Origin of the sequence: Alkalimonas delamerensis (assembly GCF_030717955.1) — a bacterium.
Taxonomy (GTDB): Bacteria; Pseudomonadota; Gammaproteobacteria; order Enterobacterales; family Alteromonadaceae; genus Alkalimonas; species Alkalimonas delamerensis.
In genome coordinates this window covers 803780-825594 of the sequence record NZ_JAUZVY010000001.1, presented here as the reverse complement: position 1 = coordinate 825594, position 21815 = coordinate 803780, and the positions used below count along the sequence as shown (strand labels likewise).

Below are 21815 nucleotides of genomic sequence, written 5' to 3'. Positions count from 1 at the left end.
ACGAACAGTACAACAGCGGCATTCCATGGATTGGCCATGATTACTTTCGCTCCCTTAATCGAATCGGGTTGGTGTAAAAGTAATGCCAGCGGCCATCGGTTAACTCCATGCCTCCACGGGCACGAACTACGACAAAATCGGACTCCAGCCGACCGCGCCAGCGAGCACGGTAGTGCAAGCCATCAATCTCCGGATACAGACGAACCGTTTCCACCCGCTCCGGGTAAATCACCACCAACTCGACTTTATCCAGCCAGGTCGGATCGCCCTGATAGTTGCGGGGTTGCAATGTTAAATCCAACACGACCTCGTATCGCTGCTGGGGCAGCATGTAGCCTTCATCCCCGCTGTACAAGACACCTTCAGAGGTTACTAGCTGAAAATCGAGCTCTTTTAAAAAGTTACCCTGTGACCCATAAAAGCGCCCGGCGCGCAATGCTGCAAAGATGCTTTGCTCGGTGCTATCCTGCACCAACAAGTGGGTGCGTGAGTATTTGCATGGCAAGTAGTCCAGGCGATGTGTATGATAGTCGGAGTTCGACAGCGCCCCCCAAAACATCATCCCTTGCTGCAATAAAGTATCCCATTGCCCCCCCACCACTGCGACCGCGGGGTCCCAACCGTGCAAGGTTCGGTACCACCACTGATAAGACGCATTATGGGGCCCTTTGTCGCGTTGATGGCCAGGCCCGCCTTCAAAACCAAGCAATGTTTGATGATCTTTTCGCCAGGTTCGGACATCGAATAAGTTTTCAGTAAAGGACAGGGCTTTGCGACTGGGGTGGTTGTAAAAAAGAACGGCCTCCGGCATGTGTTCTTTCAGCCAGTTTAAAGCTTCTGAGGCATCCAAGCCGGTCCGGTTCACTTCATTGTCAAAGCGCTGGCGAAAGGAGCGCAGCAAATCGGCATCCTCACTGGCCTGTGGCAACAGCAAGGACACATGCTCTTTGCCCGCCATGGGCGGAATGTTCCACTCCATGCCGGTAATCAGCTGCATAGGCAAATAAGCCGCTCGGGCACTCTGTATGGCTGCCAGATACGCCGCTTCGTCAAAACGACGATTGCTTAAATCCGAATGATCGGTGATGGCAATGACATCACACCCTTGCTGCTGGGCTTGTTGCGCCAACCAATCAATGTGCCTGGAGCCATCAGAAAAACGACTGTGGATGTGCAAATCCGCGATCAGGGTCTGGTTTGGAGGCGGCAAGTTTGCCGGACGTTGTTCCAGCTGTACAGCCGGGTGCAATGTAGCCCCGAACAAAGCCAATTGGGATAAACGTCGATCAATTTCAGCCTGCAAGCGAGCCGTACCCTCGCCTTGCAACCCACCCAAGAATTGTTCAAAGCGCTCCTCACGCAAGCCTTCCGGCAGATCGTGTACCGCAGGCATAAAGGTCATTTCAAAGGCTTCTGCCGTCAGCTGATGCGCCAGGGCTATGTCAATGGCGTTTAGATGTTGAACAAACCAGATGCCAGCTTTGTTTGCGGCAATATCGACAAAACTAAAGCCGGTTCCGCCTTCTCCTGCATCATGCAGCTCTTTTAAGTTTCCGATCTGCTCGGCAATGTGCACATTACCGACCATTTTAATGACCGCTGAATACAAAAAGTGCAAGGTTAAATCTCGACGGCCGGCCAAGACGGCAGCAGGCAAAGCAGGAACCTCATTAGGCTGCATCTCAGCATGGGCGTAACGAATAAAGCTGCGATTGCCAAAACCGACCGCCAAAGCCCACAAGGCGGCATGGTATTGCGCTTCGAGTTGCCGGCCATTGGCTCTGGATTCAGCGGTCAGCAGCAATTGCTGTAGAAAAAAAGCCAGCCGACGCTCATCCGGGTTCGCTTTTGCCAAGGTCTCGAGCTGCTCGAGGTAGACCACCACATCCGGCGCCAAACCTTGCTGACCACCAGATAAGTCCCGCCCCAGACTCAATCCGCTGTAGACCCGTTGCGCAAGACGAGGCCGTATCGCTTGTGCATCCATTTGGGTAAAACTGAGCCTGCGCTCTGCAATACGGCCGTGCTGGAACAAAGTCAGCAGCTGATCATCCGCTGGCGAATCAATAAAAAAGCGGATGCCAGAACGCAGCATAAACATGGAAAGACGGCCGGAAAAAGGCATTCGCCCTAATTGACAGGATTCAATCTGAAAACCATCCGCTTGCCTGGAAAGCCAGCAATGACCATGCACAACCCGCCCACGAAAAAGACCGGGCAATTCGATAACCGCATGCAGTACAGCCGAGGACTCCAGGATAGCCCCATGAAAGACGACAGGTCGCAAGGCATGGCTGGCGACATTCAGCAAGGCGTCCAATTCCGATTGTTCCAACTCGATGGAAATGCCGGCGGAGGCCTGTCTTAACTCCGCCAAAGTAGCCGCAAACAGATTATGAGCGGCAACCACATCCTTGCTGGCTACGGTGCGTTGCTGCACCGACCCTTTGGTCGTCAGCAACCAAAAAATAACCACCAACAAAACTGCAAAAATAAATGCAGTTCTTACCAGCCATGTCAGCAGCTTTTTCCTCATAACCCTTTCCAATTCATTCATGCAACAACAGGCCGGCTTTTCGAAAAGTTACAAGCTTCTCTAAGCGAACAGCCGTTTTAGGATGTACAATACTACAGATTTTTGTTAAAAAAGCATTAGTCTCGCTTCGACTGTGCACAACGATTGAAAGGATGCCTTATGTTAAAGCCTGTCATTATGGCTGGTGGCTCAGGAACCCGCCTCTGGCCATTGTCCCGTGGAAACTACCCGAAGCAGTTTTTGGCGCTGGCCGGAAACAACAGCATGTTGCAACAAACCCTGCAGCGACTTGAAGGGCTGGAGCATCAAGCTCCCTTGGTGATTTGCAACGAAGAACATCGCTTTTTGGCTGCCGAGCAAATCCGCCAGCTGGGGTTAAAAGACAGCGCCATCGTACTGGAGCCTTTTGGACGCAACACCGCCCCCGCTGTCGCTCTGGCTGCAATCCAGGCGATGCAAGCCGATGGCGATGCCACCTTGCTGGTGATGGCCGCCGATCATGTCTTTGCCGATGTCAAAGCGCTGCAAGAGGTTATCAACCAGGCCGAGCAACTGGCCGAAACCGGCGCCATGGTGACCTTTGGCATTACCCCAACCCAGGCTGAAACCGGCTATGGCTACATTCAGCAAGGCAGCGCGGTCAGCCATGGTGGCTTTAAAGTGGCGCGCTTTGTCGAAAAACCCAACGCCGAACTGGCAGCCGAGTACCTGGATGCTGGTGACTATCTGTGGAACAGTGGTATTTTCGTGTTTAAAGCCAGTCGCTACCTCGAAGAATTGCAACAATACCGGCCCGATATTTATCAAGCCTGCCAGGCGGCCATGCAGCAGCAAACGCCGGATCTGGATTTTATCCGCATTGATGAGGCCGCCTTTGCCAATTGCCCGTCCGAATCCATCGACTACGCGGTGATGGAAAAAACCGATGCGGCTGTGGTGATCCCGCTGTCAGCCGGCTGGAACGATGTCGGTGGTTTTGCCGCCCTGTGGCAAATTCTGGATAAAGACGACAACGGCAATGTCTGCCGGGGCGATGTGGTGTGCCAGAGCACCCGCAACAGCCTGATCCACAGCAGCGATAAACTGGTGGCGACCGTGGGTGTGGAAGACCTGGTGATTGTCAACACCAAGGATGCGGTGCTGGTAGCGCACAAAGATCAAACCCAGCAGGTGAAGAACATCGTCGAAGCACTGAAAGCCGAGGATCGCAGCGAGGTCAGCTTCCACCGCGAAGTCTATCGCCCCTGGGGCAAGTACGATTCCATCGACCACGGCAGCCGTTTTCAGGTCAAGCGCATTACCGTCAAGCCGGGTGCCAAACTCAGCGTGCAAATGCACCACCACCGAGCCGAGCACTGGATCGTGGTCTCCGGCACCGCCAAGGTCACCATCAACGACACCGAGCAGTACCTGACGGAAAACCAGTCGGTCTACATTCCAATCACCGCAGTGCATGCGCTGGAAAATCCCGGTAAAGTTGAACTGGAGCTGATAGAAGTACAATCGGGCTCTTACCTGGGTGAAGACGATATCGTTCGCTTTGAGGACCGCTATGGCCGCGCCTGAATCCAGCAAGCAACTGATTGCCAACAGCGGCATTGCCTTTGGCACCAGCGGTGCCCGCGGCCTGGTCGAGCAGTTTAGCCCGGAAGTCTGCGCTGCTTTTGCCATCAACTTTGCCAAACTGCTGCAACAACAAGGCTCGGTGACAACACTGGATATTGCCATCGACAACCGACCCAGCAGCTATGCGATGGCGCAAGCCTGCGCCGCTGGTTTGGCGCAACTGGGCATGGCTTGTCAGTACCACGGCGTGCTGCCGACGCCAGCGCTGGCGCACTTTAGCATGGCGCAGCAACGGGGCTGCATTATGATTACCGGCAGCCATATCCCCTTTGATCGCAACGGCATTAAATTCTACCGGCCCGATGGCGAAATCAGCAAAGCCGATGAAGCCGCCATCGTCCAGGGTGATTACCCGATTCAGCCGTTAACCGCCTTGCCGGCTCTGAGCGCCAGCGATGCTGCCCAAAAGGCGTACTGCAGCCGTTATCTAAGCACTTTTCCGGCCAATTTGCTCAAAGGCAAGACCATCGGCCTTTACCAGCATTCGGCAGCCGGGCGCGATCTCTACCCGGCGCTGCTGGAGGCCTTGGGCGCCACCGTGATCCCACTCGGGCGCAGCGATGCCTTTGTGCCGATTGATACCGAGGCAGTCAGTGCCGACGACCGCGCCCAGGCCAAAGCCTGGACCCGGCAGCATCAGCTGGATGCGCTGTTTTCTACCGATGGCGATGGCGACCGGCCCTTGCTGGCTGATGAGCAAGGCCATTACTTTACCGGCGATGTGCTGGGTTTGCTGTGCTCGGATTACCTGGGTATCTGCCAGATCGCCGTGCCGGTCAGCTGCACCACAGCGCTGGAAAAATCTGGCCGCTTTGCCAAAGTGCTGCGCACCCGCATAGGCTCGCCCTATGTGATTGCCGCCCTTGGCGATTTGCCAGCGCCCTGCGCCGGCTTTGAGGCCAACGGCGGCTATTTGCTGGGCTCAGACTGCATGGGCTTAGCCGCCCTGCCGACCCGGGATGCATTGCTGCCAGCACTGGCCTGTCTGGCTCTGGCTGGGGAAAAACCGTTATCGACCTTGCGTGACGCCCTGCCTAAGCGCTTTACCGCCAGCGATCGGCTGCAGCAGTTTGCCCGCGAACAAAGTGATGCGTTACTGGCACGGCTGCAAAGCCAGCCGGCCACGCTGTTGCACTGGCTTGGCAGCAGCAAAGACGATGCAGAACAGCAGGCCGGCCAACTTGGCATCGATACCACCGATGGTCTTCGCATCACCCTGCCCAATCAGGACATCGTGCACTTGCGTCCCAGTGGCAACGCACCGGAGCTGCGCTGCTATGCCGAAGCACAATCGCAAGAGCAGGCCACCAAGCTGATGACCATCACACTGAAGGCCATCCAACAGCATTGAGCTGGCTGATGGGAGTGTCCGTGTTTTGCGGGGAATAAAGCAGCCGTCCAGCACTCCTGCTTGGACGGCTTGCAGTTATAGCTCAGCCAGCCATTACAGCTCTGCCAACAGCTGCGCCAACTGCCGGGTCCGCTCGTAGCGCGAGTAAGCCGCAATGGCCTCAGGCACTTGATCCGCAGGTAAAATCCCCTGACTGTCAGCCACAGCATCGACTGGGTTTTGCTGTGCTCGCTGCTGCGCCATGATTTGTTGCTGTAAGGCCTCGGCGACGGCCTGGACACCACTGGCACAGTGGCAGTGTTCAAGAGGTTGCAGAGTTTGGTAGGTCGAGCCTTTGTCCGGTGTCACCGCCAACACAGGCCTGCCGGTGCGGATGTAATCGTACAATTTGCTTGGGATCTGATTGTTAAACAAAGGCCCCTGGATCAGCAGCAAGGCATCGGCCTGCCCCATCTCGGCCAATGACTCCAGATAAGGCACGCCGGGCAAAAAATGCACCAGAGTGCTAATCCCGAGCTGCTGCAACAAAGCATGCTGCTCTGCGGTGCCCTCAAAGCCACGAAAGTGCAGCGCAAAGTTGTCTTTATCAATCAGCCCCTGCTGTTGCAGCAAAGCCAGTGCATGGTACAGCTCGGACGGATCCCGCCCCTGCCCGTACAAAGCACCACTGTGCAGTAGAATAAAACGCTGCTCCTGGCGGGGCGCTTTGGCGGGCAGCCCCTGAAAATTGGCTTCATCGAAGCCGTTTTCAATCACGGCAAATTTACTGAATGGCTCATCGGCATAAAGCCGGTGATACAAACGAGCGGCATTTTCGGTGGTAAAGACCGCTTTTTGGCAGTAACGGATGGTCTGCTGCTCAATCCATTTGGCAATGCCACTGTACCGACGAGCACTGGCATCGTAACGACACTGCAAGGGATCGCGGTAATCGGCAATCCAGGGTAAACCACTGAACCGCTGCAACCGATAGCCAATGTAATGGGCGGTTGAAACCGGGTAGGTACTCCAAATCAGATCGGGCTGGTATTGTTTGATCAACCGCTTCCCCGCCGGGATGGCGGACAGCGCCCAGCTCCACCAGCGATCCGGCACGCAGCTAAAGCCCAGGTATTTACCGCGCCAGGATAGATCACGGGCCGCATCCAGCGCCGCGCAGCGTTCAATGTGCAGCACGTCCGGGCAACCGGCGGCGGCATCGGTTTGCTGGTAAACAGAGGCTTTCACCGTCAGCACCACCACATCCCAACCAAAATCCTGCAAGTACTGGGCAAACTTGTAAGTGCGCTGCACACCCGCACTTTGGCAGGGTGGGAAATCAAGGGCTATCATCAGGATGGTTTTACGGGTCGACAATTCAGTAGCCATCGGGGGCTCCGGCTTGCGGCTGGGTACTGCGCAGTAAACTTAGCATAAAGCGACTTTCCGAGGTTGGCCAGGGTGAAACCCGATGCAGGCAAAGCGCCTGTTTTGTAAGGTCGTTATTGCTGCCCGGATTGGTGCTGACAGCGTAGCGAAAGCCGGCCTGTTTCACCATTGCAATGTGATGATCATCAAAATCACGGCCATACTGGCCATTCGGGTAGGCAAAACTCACCACCTCCTGCCCGAGCAGCGCTTCGAGCTGCTGCTTGCTTTGCAGCACTTCCTGATAAGCCAGCTGGTCGTCTTCCAGCAGTAAAATCGGGTGATGCACCGAATGAGCACCAAACTCCATGCCCGCCTGCGCCATCTGCCGCATTTGCTCCGGCTGCAAAAACTGGCGACCACTCTGCCCGGCACCGGTTAGTTGCTGCAAGCGAAGCAAGCGCTGCTCCCGCTCTTGCAAAGGCAGATACTTGAGTTCTGCAATTAACTTTTTGGTCAGTTGCAGCCGCTCGGCAAAATTGCCCATTGGGTGGTCCCCATCCTGCCAGCTCAGTTGCTGACAGCTTTGGGGCGCATCAATGATGGCTTCGGCAATTTTCTCTTCCCACAATTGGCCGTCTTGCAAACCAGCAGTTGTAATAAAAAAGCTGGCGGTCAGGCCATGCTGTTGCAGCAATGGAAAGATGTAATGAAAGCAGTCGTCGTAACCATCATCCACCGTAATCACAGCGGCATTGGCCGGTAAAGATCCTTCGTCAGCCCTGCGGCCGGCTTCAGCCAGCGTCATCACTTGAAAGTAGCGTTTAATCCAGCCAAGCTGACGTGAAAAAGCCTCGGTGCTCAAGGCCGGCAAATAGGTGATTTGCCCTTCTGGTGCGACACGATGGTAGGTCAGGATGGTGAGGCGATTGCCTGACCTCTGCTGAGAAATATGTTGAAAAAAACGGATCATCCCTGAAATCATAGGTTTTGTTCCCGCATCGCCTGGGCAGCTAACAGTTGTTCAAGCCGTTGAACAACCTGATCCGCAATCCTGACTTTACAAGCTTTTCTGAATTTACCGCAACTGACAATTCGGGACTCCCAAGCAAGCCGAGCTAACTGAATAACCGATTGCGCCTGACTGGTTGTCAAAAAGTGAATGAAAGCGGGTTGTACTGAACGCAATGAAAACAAACCAAAGAGTGCTTGCGGTTTGCCACTGGTTGCAGCTGTTGTCATTTCAAGTAGAGCGATCACCTCACTAAAGCCTAAAGGCTCGATGCAGATGTCTTCCACATCGGCCAACACCAGGGTATCCCGGCTCAACAACACATTGCCCCAGGCATCGCCTTTAAAGCCAAGCGCCATCGGTTGATCTGAAGGAATGGCCGCCAGCACCTCTTCAGCAATGACTTTCGACTGGCGAATGTCTTTCACCCAGTCAGGTGCATTAATTTGGTAGAGTTCAGTAAAAAAGTGGTGATAGGCCTTGTATTGAGGAGGATAGACCTCTTTCCCCTTTCGCAGCTCGGGTAACAGCTCCATGCGAACAGAGACATCGTCATCGTCCAGGGCGACCCAGGAAGGCAAGCGCACACCACTAAGCTCAGCTGACAGTAATTGGATCGCTTGCAGGGTGTACTTGGCGTTGTTGTGGCAATGGACTTTTGCCCAGCCCTTAAAAGTTTTTACAATATGGTGTGTGCCATCGGGGGCCGTAACACGAAATACATCCTTGTAGTGACTGAGCTTTAATGCTTTTGCATCAACCAATGCCAACATCCTTTTACTAAGTTCTTTGATAACACCATCACAAAAAGCCTACATTATCTGCTAATATGGGCTAACACCAAGGTCGGGGAAACTAACAATCCTGTTGTTTCAGCGACCTGCCTTAGTTTGTACTTGATGGGTTGAATAGTTCAGCGATTATGCAACACTAGCGGCTCTGCTTCAACCTCTGGTTTGGTCTGCATGGCAAGGACGATGTAAGGAAGAATCATGCGCAAGATGGAACTGCTGTACCACAACCTGCTCCCCCACCAGGCTTCCGGGCACTCCCTGCTTTGCAGCCGCGATCACAGCATCTACCGGCTGGATTTGGCAAGCCAGCGGCTTCGCCCGGTGTGTCATTTGCCAGCAAAAAGTCCAGGGCTGCAGGGTTGGCTGAAAAACAAAGTTGCCAGAAGCCGTCTGCGGCAATGGCTTAAGCCACAGCTGGGCATTGAGCATGCCATTGAAACCAGCGATGGCAACATTGTGATGGTGTACGACCGCATTTATCTGTACCGGCCGAATCAAGGCAACAAAATCGCTTGTGTGGTAGCCAGTGATCACATTGCCAATCTGGTAGGGCCGCTGCGAGCGGGTTTGGCAAGTCACCCAGAGTCGGGCCAGGTGTACTTTGGCGAGTACCTGAACAACCACAGCTGCCCTATCCGGGTGATCAAGGTCTGTCCGGCGACGGCAACGGCCAGCATCTGCTGGGAGTTTTCCCGTGATGAGATCAAGCACATCCACGCCATTCAGTACGATCGCTACCGCAACCGCTTGTGGATCACCACCGGCGATGCCGATCAGGAGTCCGCCTTTTATTACACCGACGATGAGTTTACCACTGTGCATCGTTTTGCCGGCGGCGATCAAAGTTGGCGGGCCATCAGTTTGCTGTTTTACCCCGACTGCATCGAGTGGGGAATGGATGCCGGTAAAGATGCACCGGCCGATGCCATCAATCACATTTATCGCTATCATTTCGAAACCAAGGCACGCGAGCAAGTCGCCACCATTGGCAACCCGGCCTATTTCACCACGCCCTGTGCCGATGGCAGCGCCATCTTAGCCACCACCTTCGAGCCTGGACGCCAGCAAGACACCCCGGAGCAAGCGGCCTTGTGGCGACGAAGCCCAGAGGGAGACTGGCAGCCTTTACTGGCGCTGGATTACCGGGACAGTCAGATGGCAACGGTGGGCCGCTATGGCATGATTTACCTGCCCGGCGGAGAGCTGCCGGCCAACCAGCTGTTGTTTACCCCGATTAACTGCGTGGACAGCCATTTACGCTGCTACCGACTTTCCCTGACTTCCTAACCGACAAGGACTCAGCATGCTTCGCTCTGTGAAAAACCTGATTAAATCCGCTTTGGAGCAACTCAACCGGCAACGCTCAGCGCACAAAGTAAAACAACAAGCGGAGCACATCACTCCGCAGCAGCTGGTTGAGGATTTAACGGCTTTGGGGATAAAGCCGGGGGATACGCTATTTTTGCATTCGTCGTTGCGCAGTTTAGGCTATGTCGAAGGGGGCCCTGCTGCGGTGATTGCTGCTTTGCAACAAAGCGTTGGCCCCGATGGCAATATTTTACTGCCAGCCTACTATTTGCCCGGCGGTACCATTGATGCCACCTGCCAGCTTGATGATTACCAGTTTGATCCTCGCATCCATGGCACCCATATGGGGCGCTTGCCGGAAACCTTTTTAAAATCGACCGGGGTTAAGCGCAGCCTGCACCCGACCCACTCGGTCGCCGCCTGGGGCAAAGACGCGGATTACCTGACCAATGGCCATCATCAAGCGCCATCGGTGTTTGGCGAAGGCTCGCCCTGGCAGCGCTTTCTGGAGATGCCACAAGCCAAGGTGCTGGGGCTGGGCATCAGCATGGGGCCGGTCACCTTTTATCATCTGCTGGAAGATACCCTGGGTGAGGCTTACCCGCTGCCCGTATGGGATAAAGAGCACCAGATCCCTTGCATTGATGCCAACGACAAAGTTTGGCAAGTGCCGGTGCGCTCTTACAACAAAGCGCTGGCCAGCCAGCGCATTGATCACCCTTCACGCGAGGATCTGCGGCAGTATTTCCGGCAGGAGTTTCTAAGAGCAGGCTTGTTGCACGAAGGCCAGGTCGGTGCAGGCACCAGCTGGTTCATTCCAGCGGCGGATTTTTACCGCCACTTGCAGCACCTGGCCGAGCAGGGCATTACGATTTATAGCCAGAAATTGGAAGGTGAACACACCCGATAAGTTTTATCCCTATGAAGCATAGCGGATGCATGCTCGGCGAACACTAAGAGCCCACTAAATAGCGACTTCTGGATTTAAATATCAATTTGACAACATCCACAATCAATAGGCAGATAGAAAAGGTTAACAGGATGCAAGCTACATAGAGAATAAGGTGAAACCTAACAGGCTCATCGTATAAATGAGCGTAAAGAACTTTGCCAAATGATATGATATAAGAGTGTATAAAAAACACACCAAAACTATAATCAGCGACTTTACTTAGAAGCTTGGAGGTAAGCTTATAATTAAACTTATACAATAAGCCAAGAAAGAAAATACTGGCAAAGCATTTCTGAAGAAAGTTCAACCAAGTCATCGTTCTCGTGGTGTAGTAAAACTCTGAGAATGCAAATGCAACGACTAGGGAAAGGGATGCAATTAAGAACGACGGTTTAGAGATAACATCGTTAATTTGATCTTTGTAGTGACTGCAAAACATTCCTAACATGTATATCGAAAAGAAATGTGTGAAGTTTTGGTATGGCATCCCTCCCCTTGGGATGACGCACGATATGAGTATAAGGATGGGGAGAAGCATGTAAAAAAACCGGCTTTTATCAAGGTTCTTCAATGGAACCGCCACCATAAAAAATATCGCTATCATGGGGATAAACCATAATGGAGCAAGGTGTCTTCCCGTCAAGATAAAATACGTGATAATGTTTATGTAGCTCGAGTCGTATAAGTCTGCTGGCACTCGGTCTCTTTCGATGATAAACGTAAATATAATTATTGCAGGGATCGATACAATTAAATAAGGAAGCAAAACATTGGTCAGCTTATTCTTGTAGTACTTTTTCGCATCAAACTTAACAAGTAAATGTTGAAAAAGATAGCCAGCTATAAAAACAAAGAGCGCACTACCATTGGATATAAAGATACGAAGCCAACGCTCTAACTCACTTCCATCAGGCCAGTCAAATATATCGATGGAGTGCCCCGAAACGATAAAAATAATGGCTAATGCTCTGAAGTAATGAATATAATTCAGTTTAGGTGACATGACTCTTCCTTAAGTTAAAACGCCACTCATAAAAGGTTCCAGCCGGAATATAGCCCAAAAACAATGTCATTACAAACCGACGACTCTCACCACCCTAATACGAAGAACACCAGCAGCACAATCTAACGTCGCTTTGTGACATCAAATCACTGGTTTGAAACTAATACAGTGAATAACGGATGACGCAACAGCTTCAACCACAACAACCACCAGAATGGCATCAGCAGCGCTATACTAGCCACAATCAACCAGGGTTGACCTTGCTGAAAGTCATACAGCTGATGAAAGCCCCATACCGGCATCAGACACAGCAGTGTGATGACTGCATTCTGCAACATGGTTCGAATAAAATACTTGATATTCAGATCAATCTGGCTTTGCAACAGCCACAACAAAACAGCGGCTTCAATCAATGCAATGACCACAAAGCCAGCGGCCATTGCCTGCAAGCCTTTAGAGTACAACAAAGCACACATCAGCAGAGTCGCTAGTGCGTTGCCGCCCTCTCGCCACAGGGTCAAGCAGGGTCGGCCAAGAGCAATCACAAAACTATGAAACTGAAAATGCAGTGTTTTTAACCCCGCCCAAAGCATCAATACCGAAGCGATGGGCGCAGCGGCATCCCATTGGTCGCCAAAGAGTACCCGGATCACCGGCAAGCTGGCCAAGGCTGCGACTGCCAGCACCGGCCATGCCAAGGCATTGAACAAGGCACTGCCGCGGATGTAGGCAGCGGCCAGATCGCCACCACTGCGTTTGATTTCGGAAAGGTAGGGCAAGGACACAATGCCCACCCCCATGCGCAAGCCATCGGATAGAAACTGCACAAAGCCCTGGCCGCGGGAGAAGATACCGACTTCAAAGGTAGTCCCCAGGCGCCCAATCACCAGGTCCGGCATCACCTGACTGGCGCGTTTCATAAATTCCGCCGCTGTGGTCAGCAAACCCAGACTGGCAATGCTCTGCAGCTGGCAAAACTGAGGGCGGTACTGCATCTGTGCAGGTCGATACAGCCTATTAAGCAACCCCAGCTGGGTTGCAAAGCCAAAGGCGTACCCAAGCGCCAGGGCATAAAAGCTCAGCCCCCAGACAATACCAGCCAGGGTCACCCCAAAAGAGGCCAAAGCACTGACCAGCTTGATGGTGCGCAAGGCGCCAAAGTCCATGGCACGAACCAGCAAGGCATAAGGAATGCTGACGTAGGGCGTGATGACAAAGGTTGAAGCCAGCATCAGCAGCAACAGCGGCGCTTCCTCAATCCGGTAATAACGCGCTATGGGCACAGCCAGCAGCAGGATCACCGCCGCCAGCAACCAGGACATCAACATGGTTAGGCCAAGGGCACTGCGCACTTTGCCGCTGTCTATCTGCTCTTCACGTACCAGATACACCCCGGCGCCCAGCGCCTTAAACTCCGACAGAATCATCACCAAAGCCGCCACCACGGCGTAGGTGCCGATTTCTTCGGGCGTCAGTAGCCGCGCTACGGCAATGGCCGAGCAAAGCGCAATGCCTTGCAGCAACACCGAGGTAATGGAGGCGTTGATAATGGCCTGTTTAACTTTACTCATGCACCACCGCTAGCCATGCCCCAGATGCTCACGTTTGGGAAAACGCCAATGGCGCAGCTGATTCAGGTAAATCATCGGTCGGAAAAAATAAAAAAAGGTCACCGCACTGTCTTTCACCGTGCTGGACCGCAGACAGGATAGCAGCGCACGCAAGCGCATCGGCGCCGCGATAAAATCGGCCTGGGCAATTTCCCGCATCAAAGCCAGCACATTAAACAGGGTTCGCCTGCCGGCCAGGGCATCACCGCGCGCTTTGTTGCTGGCAAAGGGGATATCGGCAAACTCAGGAAAGGCCTGCGCAATGCAGTTGGCATGAAATTGCTGTGAAAAATACAAATCTTCCGGCAGTGCCCGCAGAAAATCAAACAGTTCGGCTTGCATGTAGGGGAAAAAAGCCTGGCTGTTGCCATTTAATTGCCGAAAACTGCTGATGGCAATGGCGCGGCGGCTGCGATTCCAGAAGTAAAAGCTTTTCACCGGAATCACCTCGTCGGCGAACTTTTCCAACTCGGCTTGCAGCCGCGCTTGCAGTCGCTCTGGCGACACTAAAAACTCGGGCCTGGCTTGAAAGTAGGCTTCAAAATAAGGATCCATCGGTGCAATTAAAGCCGCTAATGCGGCCCAGTCGCCTTGCTGATAACACCGATGCATCTGCGGCGTCACGACTTTCGACTGGCTGAGCACATCCCCACCAAAGCCGTCCAGCACCAGGCCCGGCGTTTTTTGTGTCATGTACTGGCCGACCTGATTGATCCAAAAATGATCGTAGGTTTCAAAACTGGTACGGATGTTTTTTTGCTGTTCGGCATTGTGCAGCCGCTGCTCTGAATCCAGTACCCGGTGAGGCACCTGCAGCCGCTGGCAGAGCTCTCGGGCTATGGTTACGTCATCGTTGCTGTGAGGCGACAGGACCCGGGTGGTGTAGCTTTCTTTAATCGGCAAACCCAGGGAACTGGCGGTCAACAAAATATGGCGCGAGTCTTTGCCGCCGGTCAGTGGCACATACAGCGGCAACTGAGCGCCACGAAGCTTTGCCAGCGCCCCAGCAAACAATTGCTGATAGCGGGCCGCGCTAAAGGGCTGCGACATTCGTTTAAGCTCTGGCCGACGGCTTTCGATGGTCAGGCCGGTGTCATCCAGCTGCACCCTCAGCTGGCCTTCGGCTCGTTTAACGCCTAAAAAGGCCGTATCGCTGCCCAGGTAAAAACCAAGCCGCAGAAAGAGTCCCACCGCTTCGGCATCGGTTTCCAACGGAAAGCGCTCAGCCAAAAGCGCCAGCGAATTGCTGATCACCAGTTGCGCGTCCATTTCAACGTAATACAGCGGGTACAAACCGAGTCGGTCCGCCGACAGCTCAAAACGGCCCTGCTTTAAAGACCAGCGTACAAAGGCGCCGTCATCCGGCGTGTCGCCAGCTAGCTGGTAGCCATAAAAGCCTTCTGGCTCGCCTTCCAGCAGCACAGCCCCCGGCTGCTGTTGCAAACGCAAGATAAAATCATCCCGACGGCCGGTTTGCAGCTGCGTTTTGCGCACTGAGGCCGCAACCCTCGGCGCTGTTAGTCCGGCCATAAGTCCCTCAAGTTTTTATGCCGCAACCCCTGCCAGCAGCGCCAGTAAAACAGCAGCCTGATGGCTTGTTCTGGCAATTCGCTGCCGTTTTCAATGCTCGCCATCAAAGCGGGGTTCAGATCCAACGCTCCCTGCCCGGCCAACCGACTGGGATCGAGAAAACGGGACCTGGAAAAGCCAGCGGCGGGCTTCAACCCCAACCGCTTCATCCAGCGCGGATACCGACTGAGCCGGTTGTGGCAGGCCAGGGCCGCCAAAAAGCCGTAATCGACCAAAGAGCGGCTGTGCATGGGGGAGACCACAGAGCCATGCGCGATTGGAAAGCGCAATGCATCCGGGTAGTGGCGGGCAAAGAGTTGTTGGTAAAACTGATGCTGTTGCTTGCTGCTGTGCGGCACCGACATGGCCGCTTGCAGATAGGCCCGGCTCATTCCCGGCATCAAAACCGTTGCTTTTTGCTGATAGACTTTAAACGGGTTGGGCCCAACCCGGTTGCGGGCGCGATGAGCCAGATTAAAGCGGGCGGTACCTTCACCACTGTCTGGAAAAACAGCCTGCTCTTGTTGCCAGCGCTCGGTAAAGGCTTGCCACATGGCAGCCGCTTGCTCAGCGCCAAACACCAACTCGGCGGCACGCCATTGCGGCTGCTTAAAGTCTTTGACATTGGCGGCCCAAAAAGCCGCAAAGCTGGCTTCACTGGCTTTTAGGGTTTTGCCGGGCAACAGCCCCTCCCACACCACAGGCGCATCGATAAACTGACCAACCTGACTGATAAAAAGATACAAACTGGGTATTTCGCCATCGGAAGCTGCCAGATAATCGAGATAAGCCGGGCTGGAAAAAAAGTCTTGCTCAGGCAGCTGTAAACGAAAAGGGATCTGCAAATGCCGGGCAATGGCCTTGGCAAAGCGGGCATCGGCATCCAGGTTTTCATCGTAGTGCGATACGATGGTGGCTCGCATCGACACTTGACGTTGGTGCAGCAAAAAAGCGATTAACCGCGAGTCGTAACCGCCACTGAGCAAAATGCCGTGCTCGGTATCAGGCACTGCGGCAATGGCCAAGTCAACACTCTGCCCTAAGGCGCTGGCGACTTCATCGATCGAAGCCGCTGGAGCTTCGCTGTCAAATTGCCAGTAACGCTGCTGCTGGCTGATTTCGCCATTCTGCTCCAACACCCAGACAGTAGCTGGATCCAGCCGTTTCACCTCGCTGGTCAGGGTATCGGCTCCAAGCGGGTAGCCCAGCGCCAAGAACGCGCCCCAACCGGCCAAATCGGCCGACCCAACAAAAGTGGTGGTTTTATCGGATAGCACCACCTCGCCCGGACGGCGTTGCCAGTACAAAGGCTGCAAACCCAGCACATCGGTGCAAATCACCAGTTTTTGCGCCTGTGCATCCCAAAACAGCGCAGCAAATACACCTTCGCGCTGTGGCAACTGCTGCATGGCGGCTTGCCAATTGGCAGGAATGATTTCAATGGCCGGTAAGGGGGTGCCCAACACCAGCAGCAGGTTATCGCCATCGCGCTGGGGCGCGATGCTGCTTTGCAGCGTCAGGCCCGGTACCGAAATTTCCGGCACCGCAGCTAAGCGTTCGATGGTGGTTGGTGCCAGCGGAATGGTCGCTTGCTGGCCCAGTCGAATTACTGCCTGCTTCATCACAGTCCTTTGCTTCTGACATGCCGCAACGACGCCTTGGCTGTTGCTGCTGTCATCTGGTTGTCATACCCATGCATGATGCTGAGCATAGGTGGCTTTGATTGCAGTTTAATGACAATTAGATAGTCGAGCAGAGACACCAGCGCAAGGGAAAAACGAAAAAGCCGCCTGAAAACGGCGGCTTGGGCAAAATCGGTCCTTAACGAACTTGAGATTGGCTGGCTAGGCCATGTACTGACCACCATTGACTGAAAGTGTGGAGCCTGTAATGTAGCCAGCATCGGCAGAAGCCAGAAAAACGGCACAGCGTGCAATTTCCTCGGGTTGTCCCAGGCGGCCGACCAAAATGTGCGGTACGATTTTTTCGTTCACTATCTCTGCCGGCATCGCATTGACCATGTCGGTGGCAATGTAACCAGGGCAAATCGCGTTGACGGTAATGCCTTTGCGGGCATTTTCCATCGCCAGTGCCTTGGTAAAACCCAGCTCGCCTGCTTTGGCCGCGCTGTAATTGGTTTGGCCTGCCTGACCTTTTTGACCATTGATCGATGAGATATTAATAATGCGGCCAAAACCCCGCTCACGCATGCCTTCAATCACCGGGCGGCACATATTGAACAAGGAACTCAGGTTGGTGTTAATCACGGCCTGCCACTGCTCAAACGTCATTTTATGGAACATGCCATCGCGGGTAATACCGGCATTGTTGACCAGGATCTCCACCGGCCCCAAATCAGCTTCTACCTGAGCAATGCCTTGCTGGCAGGCGTTAAAATCACTGACATCCCACTGATACACTGGAATACCGGTTTCCTGATGAAAAGCCTGCGCCGCTTCATCATTGGCAGCATACACAGCCGCAACCCGGTAGCCTTGTTGTAAAAAGGCTTCAGATATCGCCCGGCCGATGCCACGGGTACCACCGGTAATCAATGCTACTTTGCTCATAACAATTCCTTTTCGTTTCACCATTCCTGATTGAGGGTGAATACTATACCGCTAAAAAAAGCCGAATGTAAAAAAGCTTTTTAACCAGTTGCGATGCTGATCGGTTCGAAAATGCATCCGAACATAAGCAAACGCCTGCTGGATGCCCTCTTTGCGGTAGGTGTAGTAAGTGCCCATCACAAATTTTTTGAACTGCGCCTTGCACAATTGAAAGTGATGCGCCCGTAAAAAGCCAGCATCGCCCAAACGACTGGAGTACAGTGCCAACTGCTGCTGAGCATGCAACTGCTGCGATTCAGTCACTGCGGTTAAAAAGCCATTTTGACCAATACGGGTCGGGATCACCTTGTCCAACTGGGCTTCCACCCTGCCCGCCTGCTTCACCAAAGAGACAGCCAGCACCATGCCCTGCTCGACCTGCCCCGGACGATTGTGCATGTAGCGAGCCCGGTGAACTGGAAACACGAAATTTCCCAACGAATAGGCAATCACGCAGCCTTTGTACACTTCAACGCCTTGCAAGGTGTGAGGATGATGATGCACCACTACTTTGCAATAAGGCGCCAGAGCCCGCGACAACCGTACTCGCCAGGGAGCCGGGTAATTGGTGAACTCGAGATCGGCATGAACAATCACCACCAAGGCATCGACCTGAGCAGACAACCGACGGGCTTGCTGCAGCAAGCTGCTTTTGTGCAGCGCCGCGACTCCAGCCTCTTGCGCACTGGCCGCATAATGACTGGCATCGGTGACATTCAACACCCCCAGCGTCAAACCGCAGCTTTCCAGCACCAGCATGCGGTTAGCAGACTCGGCATTGGCACCGGCCCCCACAAACTGGCAGCCACTGTGCTGGATGTGTCTTTGCATCTGCAGCAAAGCATCTGCCCCCGCATCCTTCACATGATTATTCGCCAGACAAAACACATCGACCCCTAAAGCTTGCAAGGGGGGCAGTTGTTCAATGGGGACCGACATGCGGATCGTTTCGAACGACGACTCCGTACAGCAGCACTCCAGATTGGCAAAGGCAATGTCAAAAGGTTCGAACAAGGCGGCAATATCGGCAAATGCCTGCTCAGCCGTCGAATATGGCACATGCTTGACACTGGTTAAACACAGATCTCCGGCAAAGGCTAACCTGACCACTTGCTCACGTACCTCCCCAAGGTTAGCTCAAATAGCGCTTTTTCCGGCCCATCCGGCCAGCGAGAGAGCATGCAGAAAAAGAACAGACTTAAGGCATAGCTCAAAGCACCGATCAGCGCCAGCGGTATGCTGAGCCAACCAACAAGGCCGATGTCAGCGATCAGTGGAAGTTCACGCAGCAGCAGCACCACCACCACCATCACCACCGTGGCGCTCAGTACGCGCCACAGTTGTCGGTACAATAAGCGAAAGTCAATCAGGCCAAGTCCACGCTGAATCCATTGAATCACACCCATGCCAATCAAACTGGACAGCAAGACGCCCCAAACCAGTCCTTCAGCCCCGCCGAGATAAATCCCGATGCTCATGGCAGTTGCCTTAATCAGCAGCATGTAGAAGGAGTAACGCCCCAGCAAATCGGCTCTGCCTACCGCCGACAAAGCCGACACCGCGCAGGCAACGTTCACCCGTGTCACCCCAACAAAAGCCAGAATTTGCAAAAACAAAGCCGCACCAGACCAGTTGGGCCCCAGCAACAGCAAAATGATGTGATCAGCCAGCAAACTTAAGCCAACTGCGGCCGGGATCGCCAGGAACAATACCGAGGCTAAAATTTGGGTGTAGAGCTGTCGAAAAGCCAGCTGCTCATCCACCAGCTTGGCCAGCGCTGGCAAGGATGCTCTGGCCACCGGCATGGCAATTTCGGTGGAAGGCATGCCAGCGATTTCTTTGGACACCGTATACAAACCCAGATTTTCCGTGGTACTCAGTTTACTGAGCAAGAAGGTATCCAATTTAATGGAGACGGCTTTGAGCGATTCATAGACAAAGAACCACTTGGAAAAATTAAATACCTGCTGAAAAGAAGCCAGACTCAGACGTGGCCGGAATCGTGACATCCAATAGCTCAACACAACTTTGACCAAAGCCCCGGCCAGGGATCCCAGTGGAAAGGCCCAGTAACTTTGATAGCTGATAGCAACGGTCACTGTGACCAGAAACTCAACCACCCGGGCTGTCAGGGTAAAGCGAAACTCCCGGTCAAAACGCATCTCGCGCTGAAAGTCCACCACCCCAACATTGATGCAACCATGCAACACCGCAACAGCAGCGTATGCAAAAATCACCGGATAAATGGCCGGCTCGTCAAAAAAACCAGCCCAAAAACCGGCGGTGGCAGCGATGATCACACCAAGCAGCCAACCGCGGATCAGGCTAAGGGTCCAGACGGTGTTGTAGTCCTGTACCGTTGCATCTTTATTGCGCACCAGTGACGTCAACAGACCAAACTCCGTCATCAGCTGAATAAACGTCGAGAACATTATGGCTTTGGCAATCAAGCCATAATCTTCGGGCAACAGGATACGGGCAATGATGATAACCGAAACAATGCCCAGCAAGCGGGACGCCCAACGCACCAGCAAGGTCCACAAACTGCCGGTGGTTATTTTTTGGCCCAGACTTGGCTCAGCCATCGCGCCCCGGTTTCCAATCAGCGTGCATCAGGACTCCCTGCAAATAAGCAATTTTCCGAAATGAAAACAGCAACCGCACCAGCTGCGAACGGTCACGGACAGAGGACAAGGCCAAACAGCTGGCTCTGAGTTTTCTGGCCGGTGACAGCAGGCTGTTGCTACCAAGGTAGCACAAAAATGCCGTCAGCAATCGTTGCCACTGCCGGTAATTGAGTTGACTGCCAGCGACTTGTTGTTGCGAAAATGCTAAGGCCCTGCTGGCGGGCACCAGCTGCTGAATGGTATCGCTGTGAAAGCAGTTGGAAAAGTACTGTTCAACCGGCAAGGTAAAGAGAAAATCGACCAGATCTTTTTGCATAAAGGGCATAAAAGCCGTGCTTTGGCCCGATAGGTAGCGAATGGAGCTGATGGCAATGCTGCGCCGGCTGCGGTTCCAGAAAAAGAACTGCGCCATGGGGTTGATATCCGAACGGTACTTGCTTAGTTCCTGCACCAAACGCTGCTCCAGCAGGACATCACTGGCAATAAAGGCCTGGTGCTGCCGGTTGAGCCAGCAATCAAAATAGCGGTTGTCTTTGACAAAAGCCCGTATCAGCCCCCGCCAATCCTGTTGACGATAGAGTTGATGCATCTGAGCGGTAATTACCGAAGACTGGCTAAGCACATCCCCGCCAAACCCATCCAACACAATGCCTGTTGGTGCCTGTTCAAAAAACTGAGCCGCCGGTGCCGCCCAGCTGTGATCCCGGCTTTCAAAGTTGGTCTTCAGGTTTTTAGAGCATTCACTGGGAATTAAAGACTGATCAGCAGCCAGCACCTTGTGCTCAACCGCCAACAGGGCTGCCAGTTTCTGCCCTATCGCCACATCATCGTTGTAATGAGGGGCCAGCACACTGACGGTGTAGCACAAATCTGGCTTGATATTCTGCCGCGCCAGACTTAAAAAAATATGCCGGGAGTCTTTACCGCCCGTCAGTGGCATGTAAAGCGGCTGCTTCTCTTCGCATACCAGAGCCAGGGAGGCTTCCATCAATCGTTGATAACAAGCTACCGTATGCGAGCCTGCAGGCGCTGCGGGCGTCGGCCTGACGGTATCCAGCTGAATGCCTGATGAATCGGCCCGGATGTTGAGCTGCCCTTCTGGCCGCAGCAACCCTTTGAAAGCGGTATCGCTTCCCAGATAAAACCCCAATCGCAAAAACAGGCTAAGCGCTTCGGTATCGACATCCAACTCATGCTGCTGCCGAATCAACGGCACCGAATTGCTCAGCAGTAACCCATGCTTCGTTTTGAGGTAGTACAGTGGAAACAAGCCAAGACGATCGGTCGTTAGGGTGAAACGCCCATCCTGATAGTGCCAGCGAACAAAAACACCATCATCGCACGCTTTGTCCAACCGATAGCCAACAAAACCTTGTGGCTCACCTTCGAAGATCAACCTTTGTTGCTCTATTCGGAGCCGCAAGCAGAAATCTTGTTTGGTACCTAATTCAAAAAATGCCGAAGCAGCCAT

General features: G+C 53.6%; 16 protein-coding genes. 4 read left to right on the top strand and 12 right to left on the bottom strand.

Annotated features, from left to right (window positions below):
* Positions 1-40: 40 nt before the first annotated feature.
* Positions 41-2536: a CehA/McbA family metallohydrolase gene (locus tag Q3O59_RS03730; protein WP_305944292.1), complete on the bottom strand. Its 2496-nt coding sequence runs from the start codon at positions 2534-2536 to the stop codon at positions 41-43.
* A 159-nt stretch (positions 2537-2695) separates the two neighbouring features.
* Here Q3O59_RS03730 and Q3O59_RS03725 point away from each other — a divergent pair, with 159 nt between their 5' ends.
* Both Q3O59_RS03725 and Q3O59_RS03720 read left to right on the top strand, forming a co-directional pair.
* On the top strand, positions 2696-4102 hold the full coding sequence (locus Q3O59_RS03725) for a mannose-1-phosphate guanylyltransferase/mannose-6-phosphate isomerase (protein WP_305944291.1): 1407 nt from the start codon (positions 2696-2698) through the stop codon (positions 4100-4102).
* Positions 4089-5513 (top strand): phosphomannomutase, encoded by a 1425-nt coding sequence (locus tag Q3O59_RS03720; RefSeq protein ID WP_305944290.1) that lies wholly within the window; start codon positions 4089-4091, stop codon positions 5511-5513. Before Q3O59_RS03725 ends, Q3O59_RS03720 begins: the two co-directional genes overlap by 14 nt.
* A 93-nt stretch (positions 5514-5606) precedes the next feature.
* On the opposite strand, the gene Q3O59_RS03715 is transcribed toward Q3O59_RS03720, so the two are convergent.
* The 3 genes from Q3O59_RS03715 to Q3O59_RS03705 are packed head-to-tail and all read right to left on the bottom strand — an operon-like array spanning position 5607 to position 8636.
* Positions 5607-6881, bottom strand: coding sequence for a glycosyltransferase (locus tag Q3O59_RS03715; protein ID WP_305944289.1), 1275 nt, complete (start codon positions 6879-6881; stop codon positions 5607-5609).
* Positions 6871-7833 carry a polysaccharide deacetylase family protein gene (locus Q3O59_RS03710; RefSeq protein ID WP_305944288.1) on the bottom strand — a complete coding sequence of 321 codons (963 nt, stop codon included), beginning with the start codon at positions 7831-7833 and terminating at the stop codon, positions 6871-6873. The genes Q3O59_RS03715 and Q3O59_RS03710 overlap by 11 nt, the downstream gene beginning before the upstream one ends.
* An 8-nt stretch (positions 7834-7841) precedes the next feature.
* Positions 7842-8636 carry a hypothetical protein gene (locus Q3O59_RS03705; RefSeq protein ID WP_305944287.1) on the bottom strand — a complete coding sequence of 265 codons (795 nt, stop codon included), beginning with the start codon at positions 8634-8636 and terminating at the stop codon, positions 7842-7844.
* Between the two features lie 228 nt (positions 8637-8864).
* Here Q3O59_RS03705 and Q3O59_RS03700 point away from each other — a divergent pair, with 228 nt between their 5' ends.
* A complete protein-coding gene (locus Q3O59_RS03700; protein ID WP_305944286.1) occupies positions 8865-9953 on the top strand; it encodes a hypothetical protein in 1089 nt (362 codons plus the stop codon).
* A 16-nt stretch (positions 9954-9969) separates the two neighbouring features.
* Positions 9970-10884 (top strand): AAC(3) family N-acetyltransferase, encoded by a 915-nt coding sequence (locus Q3O59_RS03695; protein WP_305944285.1) that lies wholly within the window; start codon positions 9970-9972, stop codon positions 10882-10884.
* A gap of 43 nt (positions 10885-10927) precedes the next feature.
* Here the strand turns inward: Q3O59_RS03695 and Q3O59_RS03690 are convergent, their stop codons facing one another.
* The 8 genes from Q3O59_RS03690 to Q3O59_RS03655 all read right to left on the bottom strand — a co-directional run bounded on the left by Q3O59_RS03690 (position 10928) and on the right by Q3O59_RS03655 (position 21815).
* A complete protein-coding gene (locus tag Q3O59_RS03690) occupies positions 10928-11929 on the bottom strand; it encodes an acyltransferase family protein (protein ID WP_305944284.1) in 1002 nt (333 codons plus the stop codon).
* A 146-nt stretch (positions 11930-12075) separates the two neighbouring features.
* Positions 12076-13500, bottom strand: a complete 1425-nt coding sequence (locus Q3O59_RS03685; RefSeq protein ID WP_305944283.1) for an oligosaccharide flippase family protein — start codon at positions 13498-13500, stop codon at positions 12076-12078.
* A 9-nt stretch (positions 13501-13509) separates the two neighbouring features.
* Positions 13510-15069 carry an asparagine synthetase B family protein gene (locus Q3O59_RS03680; protein ID WP_305944282.1) on the bottom strand — a complete coding sequence of 520 codons (1560 nt, stop codon included), beginning with the start codon at positions 15067-15069 and terminating at the stop codon, positions 13510-13512.
* Complete coding sequence (locus Q3O59_RS03675) at positions 15057-16730, bottom strand: asparagine synthase-related protein (RefSeq protein ID WP_305944281.1); 1674 nt, start codon at positions 16728-16730, stop codon at positions 15057-15059. The genes Q3O59_RS03680 and Q3O59_RS03675 overlap by 13 nt, the downstream gene beginning before the upstream one ends.
* A gap of 222 nt (positions 16731-16952) precedes the next feature.
* Entirely contained in the window at positions 16953-17678 is a 726-nt protein-coding gene (gene phbB / locus Q3O59_RS03670; protein ID WP_305944280.1) for an acetoacetyl-CoA reductase, read from the bottom strand.
* 51 nt (positions 17679-17729) lie between these two features.
* Positions 17730-18827 (bottom strand): CapA family protein, encoded by a 1098-nt coding sequence (locus tag Q3O59_RS03665; protein WP_305944279.1) that lies wholly within the window; start codon positions 18825-18827, stop codon positions 17730-17732.
* Complete coding sequence (locus tag Q3O59_RS03660) at positions 18815-20302, bottom strand: lipopolysaccharide biosynthesis protein (protein ID WP_305944278.1); 1488 nt, start codon at positions 20300-20302, stop codon at positions 18815-18817. The genes Q3O59_RS03665 and Q3O59_RS03660 overlap by 13 nt, the downstream gene beginning before the upstream one ends.
* Positions 20295-21815: an asparagine synthase-related protein gene (locus Q3O59_RS03655; RefSeq protein WP_305944277.1), complete on the bottom strand. Its 1521-nt coding sequence runs from the start codon at positions 21813-21815 to the stop codon at positions 20295-20297. Before Q3O59_RS03655 ends, Q3O59_RS03660 begins: the two co-directional genes overlap by 8 nt.

Excerpts from the sequence above, each read along its gene's own strand:
- Q3O59_RS03730 (WP_305944292.1), bottom strand. The coding sequence starts at position 2,536 with ATGAGGAAAAAGCTGCTGACATGGCTGGTAAGAACTGCATTTATTTTT.
- Q3O59_RS03725 (WP_305944291.1), top strand. The coding sequence starts at position 2,696 with ATGTTAAAGCCTGTCATTATGGCTGGTGGCTCAGGAACCCGCCTCTGG.
- Q3O59_RS03720 (WP_305944290.1), top strand. The coding sequence starts at position 4,089 with ATGGCCGCGCCTGAATCCAGCAAGCAACTGATTGCCAACAGCGGCATT.
- Q3O59_RS03715 (WP_305944289.1), bottom strand. The coding sequence starts at position 6,881 with ATGGCTACTGAATTGTCGACCCGTAAAACCATCCTGATGATAGCCCTT.
- Q3O59_RS03710 (WP_305944288.1), bottom strand. The coding sequence starts at position 7,833 with ATGATCCGTTTTTTTCAACATATTTCTCAGCAGAGGTCAGGCAATCGC.
- Q3O59_RS03700 (WP_305944286.1), top strand. The coding sequence starts at position 8,865 with ATGCGCAAGATGGAACTGCTGTACCACAACCTGCTCCCCCACCAGGCT.
- Q3O59_RS03695 (WP_305944285.1), top strand. The coding sequence starts at position 9,970 with ATGCTTCGCTCTGTGAAAAACCTGATTAAATCCGCTTTGGAGCAACTC.
- Q3O59_RS03690 (WP_305944284.1), bottom strand. The coding sequence starts at position 11,929 with ATGTCACCTAAACTGAATTATATTCATTACTTCAGAGCATTAGCCATT.
- Q3O59_RS03685 (WP_305944283.1), bottom strand. The coding sequence starts at position 13,500 with ATGAGTAAAGTTAAACAGGCCATTATCAACGCCTCCATTACCTCGGTG.
- Q3O59_RS03680 (WP_305944282.1), bottom strand. The coding sequence starts at position 15,069 with ATGGCCGGACTAACAGCGCCGAGGGTTGCGGCCTCAGTGCGCAAAACG.
- Q3O59_RS03675 (WP_305944281.1), bottom strand. The coding sequence starts at position 16,730 with ATGAAGCAGGCAGTAATTCGACTGGGCCAGCAAGCGACCATTCCGCTG.
- phbB (WP_305944280.1), bottom strand. The coding sequence starts at position 17,678 with ATGAGCAAAGTAGCATTGATTACCGGTGGTACCCGTGGCATCGGCCGG.
- Q3O59_RS03660 (WP_305944278.1), bottom strand. The coding sequence starts at position 20,302 with ATGGCTGAGCCAAGTCTGGGCCAAAAAATAACCACCGGCAGTTTGTGG.
- Q3O59_RS03655 (WP_305944277.1), bottom strand. The coding sequence starts at position 21,815 with ATGGCTGCTTCGGCATTTTTTGAATTAGGTACCAAACAAGATTTCTGC.